This is a genomic window from Pseudomonas sp. NPDC079086 (assembly GCF_044542155.1).
Classification (GTDB): Bacteria; Pseudomonadota; Gammaproteobacteria; order Pseudomonadales; family Pseudomonadaceae; genus Aquipseudomonas.
In genome coordinates this window covers 1380442-1395707 of sequence record NZ_JBITTY010000001.1, presented here as the reverse complement: position 1 = coordinate 1395707, position 15266 = coordinate 1380442, and the positions used below count along the sequence as shown (strand labels likewise).

13 protein-coding genes are annotated in these 15266 nt (G+C 60.5%); 6 read left to right on the top strand and 7 right to left on the bottom strand.

Annotated elements, in window-relative coordinates:
- Window positions 1-65 precede the first annotated feature (65 nt).
- Together ACIGEK_RS06485 and ACIGEK_RS06480 are read left to right on the top strand one after the other, a co-directional pair.
- Window positions 66-1022 carry a YbhN family protein gene (locus ACIGEK_RS06485; protein ID WP_397492500.1) on the top strand — a complete coding sequence of 319 codons (957 nt, stop codon included), beginning with the start codon at window positions 66-68 and terminating at the stop codon, window positions 1020-1022.
- Window positions 1023-1180: 158 nt separating this feature from the next.
- Complete coding sequence (locus ACIGEK_RS06480; protein ID WP_397492499.1) at window positions 1181-2452, top strand: Hsp70 family protein; 1272 nt, start codon at window positions 1181-1183, stop codon at window positions 2450-2452.
- 73 nt (window positions 2453-2525) lie between these two features.
- On the opposite strand, the gene ACIGEK_RS06475 is transcribed toward ACIGEK_RS06480, so the two are convergent.
- On the bottom strand, window positions 2526-4844 hold the full coding sequence (locus tag ACIGEK_RS06475) for a YgiQ family radical SAM protein (RefSeq protein ID WP_397493092.1): 2319 nt from the start codon (window positions 4842-4844) through the stop codon (window positions 2526-2528).
- 233 nt (window positions 4845-5077) lie between these two features.
- Between ACIGEK_RS06475 and ACIGEK_RS06470 the strand changes: the two genes are divergently transcribed.
- Together ACIGEK_RS06470 and ACIGEK_RS06465 are read left to right on the top strand one after the other, a co-directional pair.
- Window positions 5078-6955, top strand: a complete 1878-nt coding sequence (locus tag ACIGEK_RS06470) for a diguanylate cyclase domain-containing protein (RefSeq protein WP_397492498.1) — start codon at window positions 5078-5080, stop codon at window positions 6953-6955.
- A 132-nt stretch (window positions 6956-7087) separates the two neighbouring features.
- The gene (locus ACIGEK_RS06465; protein ID WP_397492497.1) at window positions 7088-8992 is read left to right on the top strand and encodes a diguanylate cyclase domain-containing protein; all 1905 of its coding nucleotides are present in this window, start codon (window positions 7088-7090) and stop codon (window positions 8990-8992) included.
- Window position 8993: 1 nt separating this feature from the next.
- Here ACIGEK_RS06465 and alr read toward each other — a convergent pair whose 3' ends face one another.
- Window positions 8994-10073, bottom strand: coding sequence for an alanine racemase (gene alr, locus ACIGEK_RS06460; RefSeq protein WP_397492496.1), 1080 nt, complete (start codon window positions 10071-10073; stop codon window positions 8994-8996).
- Between the two features lie 250 nt (window positions 10074-10323).
- Here alr and ACIGEK_RS06455 point away from each other — a divergent pair, with 250 nt between their 5' ends.
- Together ACIGEK_RS06455 and ACIGEK_RS06450 are read left to right on the top strand one after the other, a co-directional pair.
- Window positions 10324-10689 (top strand): VOC family protein, encoded by a 366-nt coding sequence (locus ACIGEK_RS06455; RefSeq protein WP_160013040.1) that lies wholly within the window; start codon window positions 10324-10326, stop codon window positions 10687-10689.
- A 63-nt stretch (window positions 10690-10752) separates the two neighbouring features.
- Window positions 10753-11454: a helix-turn-helix transcriptional regulator gene (locus tag ACIGEK_RS06450; RefSeq protein WP_397492495.1), complete on the top strand. Its 702-nt coding sequence runs from the start codon at window positions 10753-10755 to the stop codon at window positions 11452-11454.
- A 33-nt stretch (window positions 11455-11487) separates the two neighbouring features.
- On the opposite strand, the gene dnaB is transcribed toward ACIGEK_RS06450, so the two are convergent.
- The 5 genes from dnaB to rpsF all read right to left on the bottom strand — a co-directional run bounded on the left by dnaB (window position 11488) and on the right by rpsF (window position 15081).
- Window positions 11488-12882 (bottom strand): replicative DNA helicase, encoded by a 1395-nt coding sequence (gene dnaB, locus ACIGEK_RS06445; RefSeq protein ID WP_090249643.1) that lies wholly within the window; start codon window positions 12880-12882, stop codon window positions 11488-11490.
- 119 nt (window positions 12883-13001) lie between these two features.
- Window positions 13002-13448 (bottom strand): 50S ribosomal protein L9, encoded by a 447-nt coding sequence (gene rplI, locus ACIGEK_RS06440; protein WP_298186889.1) that lies wholly within the window; start codon window positions 13446-13448, stop codon window positions 13002-13004.
- A 21-nt stretch (window positions 13449-13469) separates the two neighbouring features.
- Window positions 13470-14363, bottom strand: coding sequence for a hypothetical protein (locus ACIGEK_RS06435; RefSeq protein WP_397492494.1), 894 nt, complete (start codon window positions 14361-14363; stop codon window positions 13470-13472).
- A gap of 36 nt (window positions 14364-14399) precedes the next feature.
- A complete protein-coding gene (rpsR, locus tag ACIGEK_RS06430; RefSeq protein WP_069519637.1) occupies window positions 14400-14630 on the bottom strand; it encodes a 30S ribosomal protein S18 in 231 nt (76 codons plus the stop codon).
- 28 nt (window positions 14631-14658) lie between these two features.
- Window positions 14659-15081, bottom strand: coding sequence for a 30S ribosomal protein S6 (rpsF, locus tag ACIGEK_RS06425; RefSeq protein ID WP_397492493.1), 423 nt, complete (start codon window positions 15079-15081; stop codon window positions 14659-14661).
- Window positions 15082-15266: the final 185 nt, after the last annotated feature.

Sequence of the window (15266 nt, the reverse complement as noted above, 5' to 3'; positions counted from 1 at the left end):
CTTCGCACAAGGGGTGTGCGATGACCGTCGCAGAGCGAAGGAGTGATCTCAGTGGAGCTGCATCCGTGATGAAAAGGAGCGATCTGGTCTGGACCCTGGTGGGTCTCGGTGCCGTACTGCTGTCGTGCTATTTGCTCTATCACCAAGTGCGCACTATTTCCCTGGATGAAATCGCCGACAGCCTGCGCGCTATTCCGCGCCTGAATTGGCTGCTGGCTGCCGGTGCCACGCTGGGGGCCTACAGCGCGCTAGCCTGGTACGACCGCATCGCCCTCGCTCACCTCGGCAAAAAAATCCCCTGGCACTTTATAAGTCTGTGCTCATTCACCACGTATGCGCTGGCCCATAACATTGGCGCCTCGGTGTTTTCCGGCGCGCTGGTGCGTTACCGCGCCTACCGCAGCAAAGGCATGACGCCCCAGGAAATCGGCATCCTGATCGTGTTCTGCTCTTTCACCTTCGTCCTCGGCACCATCCTCGCCAGCGGCTGCGTACTGGTGCTGGAGCCGGATTTGATCCACCGCGTGGCCAAGGTCACGCCGCTGGTCTCCGAGATCATCGGCGCACTCCTGCTGCTGTTGGTCGCGCTCTACGTGCTCGGCTCCTGGCGCCACTTCAAGCCCTGGCACTGGGGCAAGCTGCATCTCGAATACCCACGCCTGGGGATTGTCGGCCGCCAGCTGCTGGCCGGCCCGCTGGAGCTGGCCTGCGCCGCGGCGATCATCTACTTCGCCCTGCCGGCGGAGAACAACCCTGGCTACCTGGTGGTGTTCGGCGTTTTCCTCGCTTCGTTCTCGCTGGCGCTGTTGTCCCATGCCCCTGGCGGCCTGGGCGTACTCGAAGTGACCTTTCTCGCAGCGATGCCCGAGCTGCCGGCAGCGAACGTACTCGCTGCGCTGATCGTATTCCGCTGTTTCTACCTGTTGCTGCCATTTGCCCTGTCGCTGCTGGTAGTAATGGGGTTCGAGTGGACACAGTGGCAAAGCCGCCTCAACGATTCGGACACCCCGCCACTACCCTGAGCCGAATAGCACCGGATAACCGGGGGCAGCATTACGCCGCGCACTCGCATAGAATGCGCGGCCGTTTTTGGGCCAGGCCGTTACGACAGTAACTTGCCAGGCTGTCGCAGCGGGACGCCCGAAAACCTCCCGGTACTTATTCAGGAACAGCGCGCCGCATGACTCTCTCTACACCCGCCCGCGCCTGCGGCATCGACTTCGGCACCTCCAACTCCACCGTCGGCTGGCTGCGCCCCGACGCCGAGACGCTGATCCCACTGGAAGACGGCAAGATCACCCTGCCGTCGGTGGTGTTCTTCAACCTCGAAGAGCGCCGCCCGGTTTACGGCCGCCTGGCCTTGCAGGAATACCTGGAGGGCTACGAAGGCCGCCTGATGCGCTCGCTGAAAAGCCTGCTGGGCAGCAAGCTGCTGAAAAGCGAAACCACCGTGCTGGGCAGCGCCCTGCCATTCAAGGACCTGCTCGGCTTCTTTATCGGCGAACTGCAAACCCGCGCCGAAAACACCGCTGGCCGTCCGTTCGAGGAAGTGGTGCTGGGCCGCCCGGTGTTCTTCGTCGACGACGACCCGGTGGCAGACCTGGAAGCCCAGAACACCCTAGTGGCCGTGGCACACAAGCTCGGCTTCAAGGATGTGTCGTTCCAGTACGAGCCGATTGCCGCTGCCTTCGACTACGAGTCCGGCATCAGCCAGGAAGAGCTGGTGCTGATCGTCGATATCGGCGGCGGTACGTCGGACTTTTCCCTGGTGCGCCTGGCCCCAGAGCGGCGCAGCGTGGCCGACCGGCATGACGACATCCTCGCCACCGGCGGCGTGCATATCGGCGGTACTGACTTCGACAAGCAGCTGTCGCTGGCCGGCGTAATGCCGCTTTTCGGTTACGGCAGCCGGATGAAAAGCGATGCGCCGATGCCTACCAGCACGCACCTCAATCTGGCCACCTGGCACACCATCAACGCGGTGTATTCGGCCCAATCGCAACGTCAGCTGCAGAGCATGCGCTACGACATTGTCGACCCGACTGGCATCGACCGCCTGTTCCAGCTTATAGAACGCCGCGACGGCCATTGGCTGGCCATGCAGGTGGAAGAAAGCAAGATCGCCCTGACCGAGCAGGACGCACGCCCGATCGACCTCAGCCGCCTGGAAGACGGCCTGGTCGCCGAGCTGACCCGTGAGCTGTTCGAAGGCGCCATTGAGCCACTGCTGGAGCGCGCGCGCGCCAGCGTCACGCAACTGCTCAGCGATGCCGGAGTCAGTGTGGCGCAGGTCGATACGGTGTTCTTTACCGGCGGCTCCAGCGGCATCCCAGCCTTGCGCCAGAGCGTTGCGGCGATGCTACCCAACGCCCGCCACGTCGAAGGCAACACCTTCGGCAGCATCGGCAGTGGCCTGGCGATTGAGGCGCAGAAGCGCTACGGCAACTGTTAAGACGGGTGCTTTAACCGCATCCTCTGCCATAAAAAACGCCAGCTCAAAGCTGGCGTTTTTTATTTGCGCAGAATTAACGCGGCACAGCCGGCTTCTTCACCGGTTTCTTGCCTTTGCCCTTGGCAGCATCGGCACGCTCTTTAGCGGCCTGCTGGTTACGCACTTGCGCAGCCGCTTTGGCCTGCTCGCGCTTGTCCCAAGGGTTGCCGCCTGCCGCGCCGGTGTCACGCGGCGGTAAACCGGTGTGCTGAGTCAGCATCGGCTTGCTCTTGGCAGCGGAAGCCCCAGCCACTTTCTTACTACCGGCTGGCGTCGAGTTCTTACGACGTGCGCTCTGGTAACCATCGGTCGCCGGTTGGTGCAGGGGAATTAGCTGATTCTTGCCGGGCCCGATCAGATCGGCACGGCCCATGCGCTCGAGTGCCTCGCGCAACATCGGCCAGCCTTTTGGATCGTGGTAACGCAGGAAGGCCTTGTGCAGGCGGCGCTGCGCCTCGCTCTTGACGATGGTCACGCCATCACTCTTGTAGCTGACCTTACGCAGCGGATTCTTACCCGAGTGGTACATGGCGGTGGCGGTGGCCATCGGCGACGGGTAGAAGGCCTGTACCTGGTCGGCACGGAAGCCATTGCCCTTGAGCCACAGGGCCAGGTTCATCATGTCTTCGTCGGTGGTGCCCGGGTGCGCAGCGATAAAGTACGGGATCAGGTACTGCTCTTTGCCCGCCTCTTTCGAGTACTTCTCGAACATGCGCTTGAACTTGTCATAGCTGCCAATGCCCGGCTTCATCATCTGATTGAGCGGACCTTCCTCGGTGTGTTCCGGGGCGATCTTCAGGTAACCACCAACGTGGTGGGTAACCAACTCTTTAACGTACTCCGGCGACTCGACGGCCAGGTCGTAACGCAGGCCAGAGGCAATCAGAATCTTCTTCACGCCCGGTAGCGCACGGGCACTGCGGTACAGCTGAATCAGACTGGAGTGGTCGGTGTTCAGGTTCGGGCAGATGCCGGGAAACACGCAGGACGGCTTGCGGCACGCGGATTCGATTTCCGGGCTCTTGCAAGCGATGCGGTACATGTTCGCGGTCGGCCCGCCGAGGTCGGAAATTACCCCGGTAAAGCCCGGCACCTTGTCGCGGATCTCTTCGATCTCGCGGATGATCGACTCTTCCGAACGGTTCTGGATGATCCGCCCTTCGTGCTCAGTGATCGAGCAGAAGGTGCAGCCACCGAAGCAGCCACGCATGATGTTTACCGAGAAACGGATCATGTCGTAGGCCGGGATTTTCTCCTTGCCATAGACGGGGTGCGGAATGCGCGCATAGGGCATGCCGAACACGTAGTCCATTTCCTCAGTGGTCATGGGGATGGGCGGCGGGTTGAACCACACATCCACTTCGCCGTGCTTCTGCACCAACGCGCGAGCGTTGCCGGGATTGGTTTCCAAATGCAGCACGCGGTTGGCGTGGGCATACAGGACTGGGTCGTTACGCACTTTCTCCATCGACGGCAGACGGATCACGGTTTTATCGCGGGTCATGCGCGGGCTGGCCAGTAACTGCACCACCTTGGCTTCGTTCGGATCCTCAACCGGCCCCTTTTCCTGCTCAATAGCGCAGGCCTGGGTGTCTTGAGTGTTGACGTACGGGTTGATGATCTTGTCGACCTTGCCCGGACGGTCGATACGGGTGGAGTCCACCTCATACCAGCCCTGCGGCGTATCGCGGCGAATAAACGCGGTGCCGCGTACATCGGTGATGTCTTCAATCTTGTGGCCATAGGACAGGCGCTGGGCCACTTCGACAATGGCCCGCTCGGCGTTGCCGTACAGCAGGATGTCGGCGCTGGCATCGATCAGGATCGAGTTACGCACGCGGTCTTGCCAGTAATCGTAGTGGGCGATACGGCGCAGCGAGGCCTCGATGCCACCAAGTACGATCGGCACGTTTTTATAGGCTTCTTTGCAACGCTGACTGTAAACCAGGCTAGCGCGGTCCGGGCGTTTGCCGGCCATGCCACCGGGTGTGTAGGCGTCGTCCGAGCGGATCTTCTTGTCGGCGGTGTAGCGGTTGATCATCGAATCCATGTTGCCGGCCGCGACGCCGAAGAACAGGTTCGGCTCGCCGAGCTTCATAAAGTCGTCTTTCGACTGCCAGTTCGGCTGGGCGATGATGCCCACACGAAACCCCTGCGACTCCAGCAAGCGGCCAATAATCGCCATGCCGAAGGAAGGGTGATCCACATAAGCGTCACCGGTAACGATGATGATGTCGCAGCTGTCCCAGCCAAGCTGATCCATCTCTTCCCGGCTCATTGGCAGGAAAGATGCTGGCCCGAAACACTCGGCCCAATACTTTGGATAATCGAATAACGGCTTGGCGGTTTGCATGGACATGGAAAGTGACCGGTGTAGGCGAACAGGGATGGAAAATCGCGGGCGCGGAATATAGCACAAATTTTAACCAAACCCGACTTAGACGCTAGGTTAAATGGCTGAAAGACCCATAGCACTGTAGCGGTATCGTAGTGGCTTACGGCTATACTCCGGGCAATAACATCGGTTGCTAATAGCCGGGAAAAGGGGTGAACGTGGTGCATCGCTTAGCTTTTTCAATCCTTACCATGCTGAGCCTAGCCCTCCTGCCTGGCCTGACGAGTGCTGCGCTCACGCTAACGCCTGATAGCAATGGCATTTCCCTGAACGCTGATATCGAGCTGCTGGAAGACAGCAGCGCGCAGCTGGGTATTGCCGACATGGCCGACCCTGCAGTGCAACGTCGCTTCAAACCTGCCAATGGCCGCGCCAGTGTTGGCCAGAGCACCAGCCCCTGGTGGATCAAGGTAACCTTGCAGCGCACGGTCGATGCGCCGAGCCAATGGTGGTTGGAAATAAGCTCGGTCACCCAACATGACATGCGCCTGTACTTGCCTGGCGAAAGCGGCGGCTGGCAAGAGCGCGAATCGGGTGAGCGCGTTAACCACAAAGCCGGCCGCGACCATGACTTCCGGCACATATTGTTCAAGCTGCCGGAGCTGGATCAGCAACCCCTGACCTTCTACCTGCGCAGCTATGACCCTGCGGGGAACTCATTCCCGATGCGCGCCTGGCAGCTGGACGACCTAACTCAAACAGCTGCGGAAGAGAACCTGGCCCTCGGTGTGGTCTACGGCATCATCGCCGCCCTGCTGCTGTACAACCTGTTTATCTTTTTCAGCCTGCGCGACTCGGCCTACTTCTGGTACGTGCTGACCACCGCTGGCGCCCTGCTGATGATTCTCAGCATGAGTGGCCATGGCTTCCAGTACCTATGGCCAAACAACCCCGTCCCCTTCTGGCTGGACCGTGTGACCCTGCCATCAATCTGGGGCTTTTGCGCCTGCCGCTTCACCCAAAGCCTTATGCAAACCCGCACGCACGTGCGCTGGGCGCATCACTTGCTGAGCTTTGCCTGCGTCTGCTATGTCATTGCAGTCACCCTAGAAGGTTTCGGCCAACGTCATACGGCGGCCTGGATCATTGCCCTGCTCTCACTGACTAGCATCCCGGCGGCCTTGGGCGCGGCGCTGATTCGCTGGCGTCAGGGCTATTTCCCGGCGCTGCTTTACCTCTGCGGCTACGGCCTGATCCTCGGCAGCATCAGCCTGGCCCTACTACGCGCCACGGGGGTCGTGCAGCCGGCTACCTGGAACGCCTATGTGTTCCCACTTTCCGTAGCCGCTGAGTCGATCTTGTTCTCCTTTGCCCTGGCGTATCGCATCCAAACGCTCAAGCAGGAAAAAGCCGAAGCCCTGGAACAAGCCGACCGCGAAAAGACTGCACGCCTGGCGCAGATGCAGGGCAGCGCCGACGAGCTGCAAAGCGCTGTCAAACTGCGTACCGCAGAGCTGGCACTGGCCAATCAGCAGCTCTGCGAGCGCGAACGCGAACTGCAGCATGCCGCCTTCCATGACCCCCTGACCGAACTACCCAACCGGCGCTTTCTGGTCGAGCGCTGCGAGGCGGCCCTGGCCAACGCACGCCGACACAGCGAAGCAACCGCCCTGCTGTTGATTGACCTCGATCATTTCAAACCCATCAACGATAAATACGGCCACGACGCAGGGGACCTGATGCTGCAAAGCATCGCCCAGCGTCTGCGCGAACATGTGCGCTCGGGGGATGCGGTGGCGCGTCTGGGTGGCGACGAATTTGCGGTGCTGATCGGCGGTGCGGATGCTGAACAGCACGCCCGGGAAATTGCCCGCCGCCTACTCGATGAACTGGCCAAGCCGGTGGCCTACGGTGCTGACCGCCTGACCGTAACCATCAGCATCGGCGTGGCGCTGTATCCGCGTCACGCCAGCAACTTCACCACGCTGTACAAAGCCGCCGACGAAATGCTCTACAAGGTCAAGAGCCGCGGTCGTTCAGGCTCGGCCGTTTGCGGGGAGGACGGCGAGCTGAGTAGTAGCGCGCGCCTGCAACTGGATGTGCTGAATGTACCCAGTGGCTTGGGCTGATTACACGAAGGCAGCGATCAACGCTCACAGCACAGTTATCACCAAACCAATGTCGTGTCGGCAACTTCTGTGAACGATCACACAGCTGCGCCTATACTCGCGCAAACGCCACTCGACATCAGGAAGTCCGCAGTGCAGCGCCTAACCTTAGCCACCCTCCTATTGCTGAGCCTGTTTAGCGGCCTGAGCGTTGCCAGCCCAGCACTGTTGAGCGCGCCAAGTAGCGGCAGCGTGCTCAATGGCCAGATCGAACTGCTGGAAGATGTGGGCGGCCAACTGAGCATTGCCGACATGGCCGACCCAGCCGTGCAAAGCCGTTTTCAGCCGGCCGCCGGGCGTACCAGTGTTGGCCAGAGCAGCAACCCCTGGTGGATCAAGCTCAGCCTGCAACGCGCCAGTGACGCCCCCGCGCAGTGGTGGCTGGAGGTCGGCGCTGTGACTCTGCTCGATTTGCAGATTTTCCTGCCCAGCGCCACGGACCAATGGCAGCGGCGCCAGGCGGGTGAGCGCGTCGGTTTTGCCGCAGGCCGCGACCACGATTACCGCCGCGCGGTATTCCGCCTGCCTCCGCTCGGCGAGCAGGCGCAAACCATTTACCTGCGCACCTTTGATCCGGCGGGCAACTCCTTCCCGCTGCGCATCTGGCAGCTGCACGACCTCGAACAACTGGCCAAGCGCGAGCACCTGGTGCTCGGCCTGATCTACGGGGTGATCCTCGCCCTACTGCTGTACAACCTGTTTATCCTTCTGGCCCTGCGCGACCCGGCGTACCTTTGGTATGTGCTGACCATGGCGGCCTCTCTGGTATTTATCGCCAGCATGAGCGGCCATGGCTTCCAGTACCTCTGGCCCAATGGCCCGGTGCCCACCTGGCTGGACCGTATCACCCTGCCCATTCTGGTCAGCCTGGGCATCCTGCGTTTTGCCCAGGAGCTGCTGTCCACCCGTACCACCTTGCGCATTGCCCATCACATCCTCAACGGCTGTATCGCGGTCTACCTGCTGGCCCTGGCGGTCAATCTGGCGGGTTATCGCAGCGAAACGGGCATGCTGATCGGGCTGATCCCGATTATTACCGTGCCCACCCTGCTGCTTAGCGCAGCCATCCGCTGGAAACAGGGCTTTACCCCGGCGCTGTTCTATCTGCTGGGCTACGGCAGCGTACTGCTGAGCTTTGTGATTCTGGTGCTGCGCGCCGCTGGCGTGGTGCAGCCGGGCGAGTCCACCGCCTACCTGTTCCCACTGGCCGTCGCAGCTGAAGCGATCCTGTTCTCCTTCGCCCTGGCCTACCGCATACAGATTCTCAAGCAGGAGAAGGCCGACGCGATCCTCCAGGCCGACCGCGAAAAAACCGCGCGCCTGGCTCTGGCTCAGGCCAATGCCGCCGACCTGCAGCGCTCGGTTGATCTGCGCACCGCTGAACTGGCCGCCACCAATGAGCGCCTGCGCCAACGTGAACAAGCTCTGCAACACGCTGCGTTTCACGACCCCCTGACCGAGTTGCCAAACCGCCGCTATCTGGTCGAGCGCTGCGAAACCGCACTAGCCAACGCCCGTCGGCACAGCGAAGCGATTGCCCTGCTGCTGATCGACCTCGACCACTTCAAGCCGATCAACGACAAACACGGCCACGACGCCGGTGACCTGATGCTGCAACAGATCGCCCTGCGCCTGCGCGAGCATGTGCGCTCGGGTGACGCCGTGGCGCGCCTGGGCGGCGATGAGTTCGCCGTACTGGTGTGCGGTGCCGACGCCGAAGAGCACGCCCGGGAAATCGCCAACCGCCTGCTCGCCGAGCTGGCCAAACCGGTAATGTACGGCGCCGAACGGCTGACCGTGACCATCAGCATCGGCGTGGCGCTGTACCCGCAACACGCCGGCACCTTTACCGCGCTGTACAAGGCGGCCGACGAGATGCTCTACCGGGTCAAGACTCGCGGCCGTTCAGGCTCGGCGGTGTGTGGTGAGGACGGCGAATTGAGCAACAGCGCGCGCCTGCACCTGGATGTGCTCAGCGTGCCCAGCGGCCTGCTCTGACTCAGCTGTTGCGATAACGCCGCGGCACCCGCGCGGTGACCTTGCTGAGCAGCTCGTAGCCAATAGTGCCAGCGACCTGCGCCACCTCATCGACTGGCAACTGCGCGCCCCACAGCTCGACTGCATCGCCCACTACCGCATCGGGCACGTCAGTCAGGTCGACCGTCAGCATATCCATGGACACCCGCCCGACCAGCGCCACTCGCTGGCCACACACGACAACCGGCGTGCCAGCCGGCGCATGTCGCGGATAGCCATCGGCATAACCACAACTGACCGTGCCGATACGCGACGGCCGCTCAGCGCGCCAGGTGCCGCCATAGCCGACCGCTTCGCCCACTGCCACATCGCGGCAGGCAATCAGCTGCGCGGCTAGACTCATCGCCGGACGCAGGCCCAGCTCAAGTGCACTGAGGTCAGCAAAAGGCGTCGCACCGTAAAGCATGATGCCCGGACGCAGCCAATCCATATGCGCCGCTGGAATGGTCAGGATCGCCGCCGAGTTGGCCAATGAGCGCTGAGCGAAATCCAGATCCAGCAGATCGAGAAACTGCTCCAGCTGCAGTTCGGTGGTCTCGCTACCGCGCTCATCGGCACAGGCGAAGTGACTGATCAGATTCAGCTCGGCCACCTGTGTTGCATCCTGCAAACGACCATGCCACGCGCGCACTGCAGAGGCGCTGAAGCCGAGCCGATGCATGCCGCTGTCCAGCTTCATCCACAGACTCAACGGCCGTGCCAAGCTGGCGGCGAGCAATTGCTGCGCCTGCAGCTCGCTGTGCAGCACCACATCCAGGCCTAACTGCGCAGCGAACACGTACTCATCCGCGTCAAAACAACCTTCGAGCAACAGAATCCGTGCCGTACCGTGCAATGCCCGCACCTCGGCGGCCTCTTCCAGGCTGGCTACAGCAAAACCATCGGCCAGATCGTGAAGTGCAGTTACTACCTCCCGCACGCCATGCCCGTAGGCATTCGCCTTGACCACCGCAAACGCCTGCCGCACCGGCGCACAGCGCTTGGCCACGGCGTAGTTATGGGCGATGGCTGACAGGTCGATAGTGGCAACTAGAGGACGCATGGTCGGGCTCCACGGCAGGCTAAAGCGGAGCATCTTAACCCTCCGCTCCAGAGCTGCAAGCACCAGGCAACCCGCCGCGCCCCGCATACCCCCGGCGCCGCAGCTAGCGACGCAAATTTATTTGCAGCGACGCAGACACTACTGACAATAAGCTGTCAGTAGCGCTCCCCTAGAGTGGGTTCCACAGGCTAAAACGCGCCGTCAGATACTGCCGTTGCCTGTCGCACCCTAACCTTCAAGGAGAGAGAAAATGAATGCGATCAACTGGTTCGAACTATTTGTCAGCAACTTCGAGCGTGCCCGTGGCTTCTATGAACGCGTTCTGGCAACGCCGCTGGAGGCAATGGATGGCATGGGCGGACGCGTCGCGCTTTTCCCCTATGCACAAGAAAGCGGCGTCGGTGGTTGCCTGAGTGAATCAGCCGAGCAACAGAGCGGCATTGGCGGCACCCGAATCTACCTGAACGTCGAGGGCCAGCTGGATGCCGTGGTGAACCGGGTTCCCACGGCTGGGGGCGTGATCATCCACAGTAAGATGTCCATCGCGCCGCATGGCTTTATCGCTGTGATAAAAGACAGTGAAGGTAATGAAGTGGGCCTGCACAGCATGTCCTAAACCCAGCATTCTGGGCGTGCATCAGCGCGCCCGGTAACCCAGAGCGAGAGCACCTGAGAGAACATGAGGCGCGCCGACCGTCTATTTCAAATCGTGCAGTTTCTGCGCAGCCGTCGCCTGACCACCGCCCAGTGGCTGGCAGAGCGCCTGCAAGTATCGGTGCGCACTATTTATCGCGATATCCAGGATCTCTCCCTTTCCGGAGTTCCTCTGGAAGGTGAAGCAGGTGTCGGCTACGTGCTGCGCCAGCCAATGGATTTACCACCTTTGATGTTCGAGCGCGAAGAGATTGAGGCACTGCTGGTGGGCGCACGCATGGTCAAGGCCTGGGCGGACCCACAACTGCAACGGGCGGCCGAATCGGCACTGGCGAAGATCCACAGCGTGCTGCCCAATGAGCTGCGCGATGAGCTCAATCGCAACCAGCTGTTTGCCCCCGAAACCAATCCGAACCCTGTGCACTGGCTCGGCCAACTACGCCAGGCCATACGCCAGCACCACAAACTACTGATTAGCTACCGCGATGAACGCGGAAAAAGCAGCCAACGCTGCGTCTGGCCGCTAGGGCTGTTCTTCTGGGGGCAAACCTGGACCTTGTGCAGCTGGTGTGAACTGCGCAACGACTTTCGTAACTTTCGCATCGACCGCGTGGAGCAGCTGCAGAACCGCGCGGAGACCTTTGAAGCGGTGGAAGGCCAACGCCTGGAGGACTACCTCAAACCGTATCTAGGTGGGCACGCCACCGCACCGTTGTACAAAAGCTAAACGCCTGAAAATCACAGCCTAGAGCCCATCAGATCACTCGTCGTCGAACTGATAGCTGCCCGGTGCGAGGTTCTCAAAGCGCGAGAACTTGCCGAGAAACGCCAGCCGTGCCGTACCCAGTGGGCCGTTACGCTGCTTGCCGATAATGATTTCGGCCACGCCCTTGTACTCGGTCTCGGGGTGATACACCTCGTCGCGGTAAACGAACATGATGATGTCGGCGTCCTGCTCGATTGCCCCGGATTCGCGCAAGTCGGAGTTGATCGGGCGCTTGTTCGGGCGCTGCTCCAGGCCACGGTTAAGCTGCGACAGGGCAATCACCGGGCAGTTGAATTCCTTGGCCAGGGCTTTGAGCGAGCGGGAGATTTCGGAAATCTCGTTCACTCGGCTGTCACCGCTGGAGCCAGGAATCTGCATTAGCTGCAGGTAGTCGACCATGATCAGGCCGATCTCGCCGTGTTCACGGGCCAGGCGGCGAGTACGCGCGCGCATCTCCGAGGGCGAGATACCGGCGGTGTCATCGATAAACAGTTTGCGGTCGTTGAGCAGGTTGACCGCTGAGGTCAGGCGCGGCCAATCGTCGTCGTCCAGACGGCCGGCACGTACCTTGGTCTGGTCGATACGCCCCAGCGAGGCGAGCATACGCATGACAATGGAGTCAGATGGCATCTCCAGCGAGTACACCATCACCACCTTGTCGCTGCGCATCAAGGCGTTTTCCACCAGGTTCATGGCGAAGGTAGTCTTACCCATCGACGGTCGACCGGCGACGATGATCAGGTCCGCCGGCTGCAGGCCGCTGGTCAGGTTGTCTAGGTCGGTAAAGCCGGTGGACAGACCGGTGATCGCGTCGCCAGCATTGAACAGAGTGTCGATACGGTCGATGGCTTTGACCAGAATATCGTTGATGCCTACCGGGCCGCCGGTCTTCGGCCGTGCCTCGGCGATCTGGAAGATCAGACGCTCGGCTTCATCGAGAATCTCGGCGCCGGTTCGGCCTTGCGGCATATAGGCGCTGTCCGCAATTTCGCCGCTGATGCCGATCAACTGGCGCAACGTGGCGCGCTCACGAATGATCTGCGCATAGGCCTTGATGTTGGCCACCGACGGCGTGTTCTTCGCCAGCTCGCCGAGGTAGGCCAGACCGCCGACTTGCGACAGCTGCCCTTCCTGGTCCAGCTGCTCGGACACAGTGACCACGTCGAAAGGGTGGTTGCGCTCGGCCAGCTTGAAGATCGCGCGGAAGATCAGGCGGTGATCGTGTCGATAGAAGTCGCCATCGGACACCGCATCGAGCACCCGCTCCCAGGCATTATTGTCGAGCATCAGGCCGCCCAATACGGCTTGCTCCGCCTCGATCGAGTGCGGCGGCACCTTCAGGGCTGAGGTTTGCAGGTCGTACTGTTCGGGCAGGCTGATGTCGTTCATAAGGCTCTGGGCAAAATTCTGTGTTCACAAAACAAAAGGCACGACATCGCTTGCGCAATGTCGTGCCTGATTGTTAGCGGCCCGGCACCTGAGTGCAAGCCCACTTAGTCGCAAGCTTATTAGGCTGCTACTACGACAACCTTAACGGTTGCTTCAACGTCGCTGTGCAGGTGCACGGCTACGTCGTATTCGCCGAGTTGGCGAATGGTGCCGTTCGGCAGACGCACTTCAGCTTTAGCCACTTCAACGCCGGAGGCGGTCAGGGCTTCAGCGATGTCGTGAGTACCGATGGAGCCGAACAGTTTGCCTTCATCGCCCGCGGTAGCGGTGATGGTGACTTCCAGTTCAGCCAGCTGAGCAGCACGGGATTCAGCGTACGCTTTCTTCTCGGCAGCCAGTTTTTCCAGTTCGGCACGACGCGCTTCAAACGCAGCCACGTTGGCTGGGGTTGCAGCAGTTGCTTTGCCGAATGGCAGCAGGAAGTTACGACCGTAACCGGCCTTAACATTCACTTTATCGCCCAGGTTGCCCAGGTTGGCGACTTTTTCCAGCAGGATCAGTTCCATTTGGTAATAACCTCTTAACTTTTAACCTTCACCGTTCGTAGGGCCCGAGCCTTGTTTGCGCTCAAAGCGACCACGAAAATCAAGCAGACTGTCGACAATGGCCAAAATCACCAGTAACGGATAAGTCAGCTGCATAAACAGCAACAACGTGATGTACAACCCGACCAGCCAGAACTTGCCTAGCCGACCTTGCGCCACCACCCCATGCAACAGGGCGATGCCCGCAAACGCCAACGGCACACTGCACAACGGCGTCAACATGGCCATTTGCGGACCCAGATTGGGCCCCAACAGCATGCCAACCAGCAGCAACATCGCCAGCGGGGTCGGGAGGCGTAGCGCGCGAAACTCGCGACCGAAACCACCCGGGTTATACAACTGCGCCTGCCAGAAGCGCCCAAGCATCAGGCTCAACAGACTGACTATCTGCAACAACGCTGCTATCAATCCGGTCAGTACCGGTGCAATCAGGCTATCCAGACGCGCTCGCTCATCCACCGACATCTGTTGGTGAACCCCATCAAGCATTTGCGGCATAAGCTTTTGCAGCTCAAGCGCCATTGCCTCGATGGGTTCGCGGAACACCGCACCCAAGACCAGCCCATACACCAGACCCAATGCCACGCTGCACAGCAGCACACGATTCCAGGACAGGTTGGCGCGTAACAACAACGCCAATCCTAGCGCACCGAGCAACACCAACAGGGTGCGCGGCTCACCGAAATACCACCAGCCAATGGCCGGCAGCAGGGCCCAGGCGAGGATGCCGAAAGCATCACTCCAACCGCGCCGCAGAAGCACCAGGCTTCCAGCGGCAGCACTTAACCAAAACAACAGCGGCAACGCCGCAGAAACCACCACTACAAGAGTGGCCTGCATACGGCCGCGCATAATGAATTCAGCTATGGCGCGCATGCAATTTATCCCTTACTTCTTGTCGAACATCCGGTCTCAGCGGCCGTGGCTGTCGGTGTAAGGCAGCAGGGCCAGGAAGCGGGCGCGCTTGATAGCGGTAGCCAGCTGACGCTGATAACGAGCCTTAGTACCGGTGATACGGCTAGGAACGATCTTGCCGGTTTCCGAGATGTAAGCTTTCAGCGTGTTGAGATCTTTGAAATCGATCTCTTTCACTTCTTCTGCAGTAAAACGGCAGAATTTACGACGACGGAAGAAACGTGCCATGAGAGTGGCTCCTCAATAGATCCGTGGATTACTCGTCAGCGTTGTCGCTGTCGTTGTTGTCGCTGTCATCGCCATCGTTAGAATCGGCGTTTTCAGGACGGTCACGACGCTCACGGCGCTCACTGCGGTTTTCTTCGGCCTTGAGCATCTCGGACTGGTCAGTAACGGCCTCGTCGCGACGGATGACCAGGTTACGGATCACGGCATCGTTGTAACGGAAGTTGTCTTCCAGCTCAGCCAGGGCTTTGCCAGTGCACTCAACGTTAAGCATCACGTAGTGAGCTTTGTGGACGTTGTTGATGGCGTAAGCCAACTGACGACGGCCCCAATCTTCCAGGCGGTGAATCTTGCCGCCGTCTTCTTCGATCAGCTTGGTGTAACGCTCAACCATGCCGCCGACTTGCTCGCTCTGGTCCGGGTGAACCAGAAAGATGATTTCGTAATGACGCATAAATGCTCCTTACGGGTTGTAGCCTGCCGCTAAATGCGGTCAGGCAAGGAGTGAATTTCACTTGTTTGTCTTGCTGAAACAGAAAGGCGCAAATACGCCTGCCGTCGCGGCAAGGGGCAACATTCTAGTGAAGCCCCCCGCTACACGCAAGGTGAACTGGTGATTATTTGAACAACTCGGCGCGA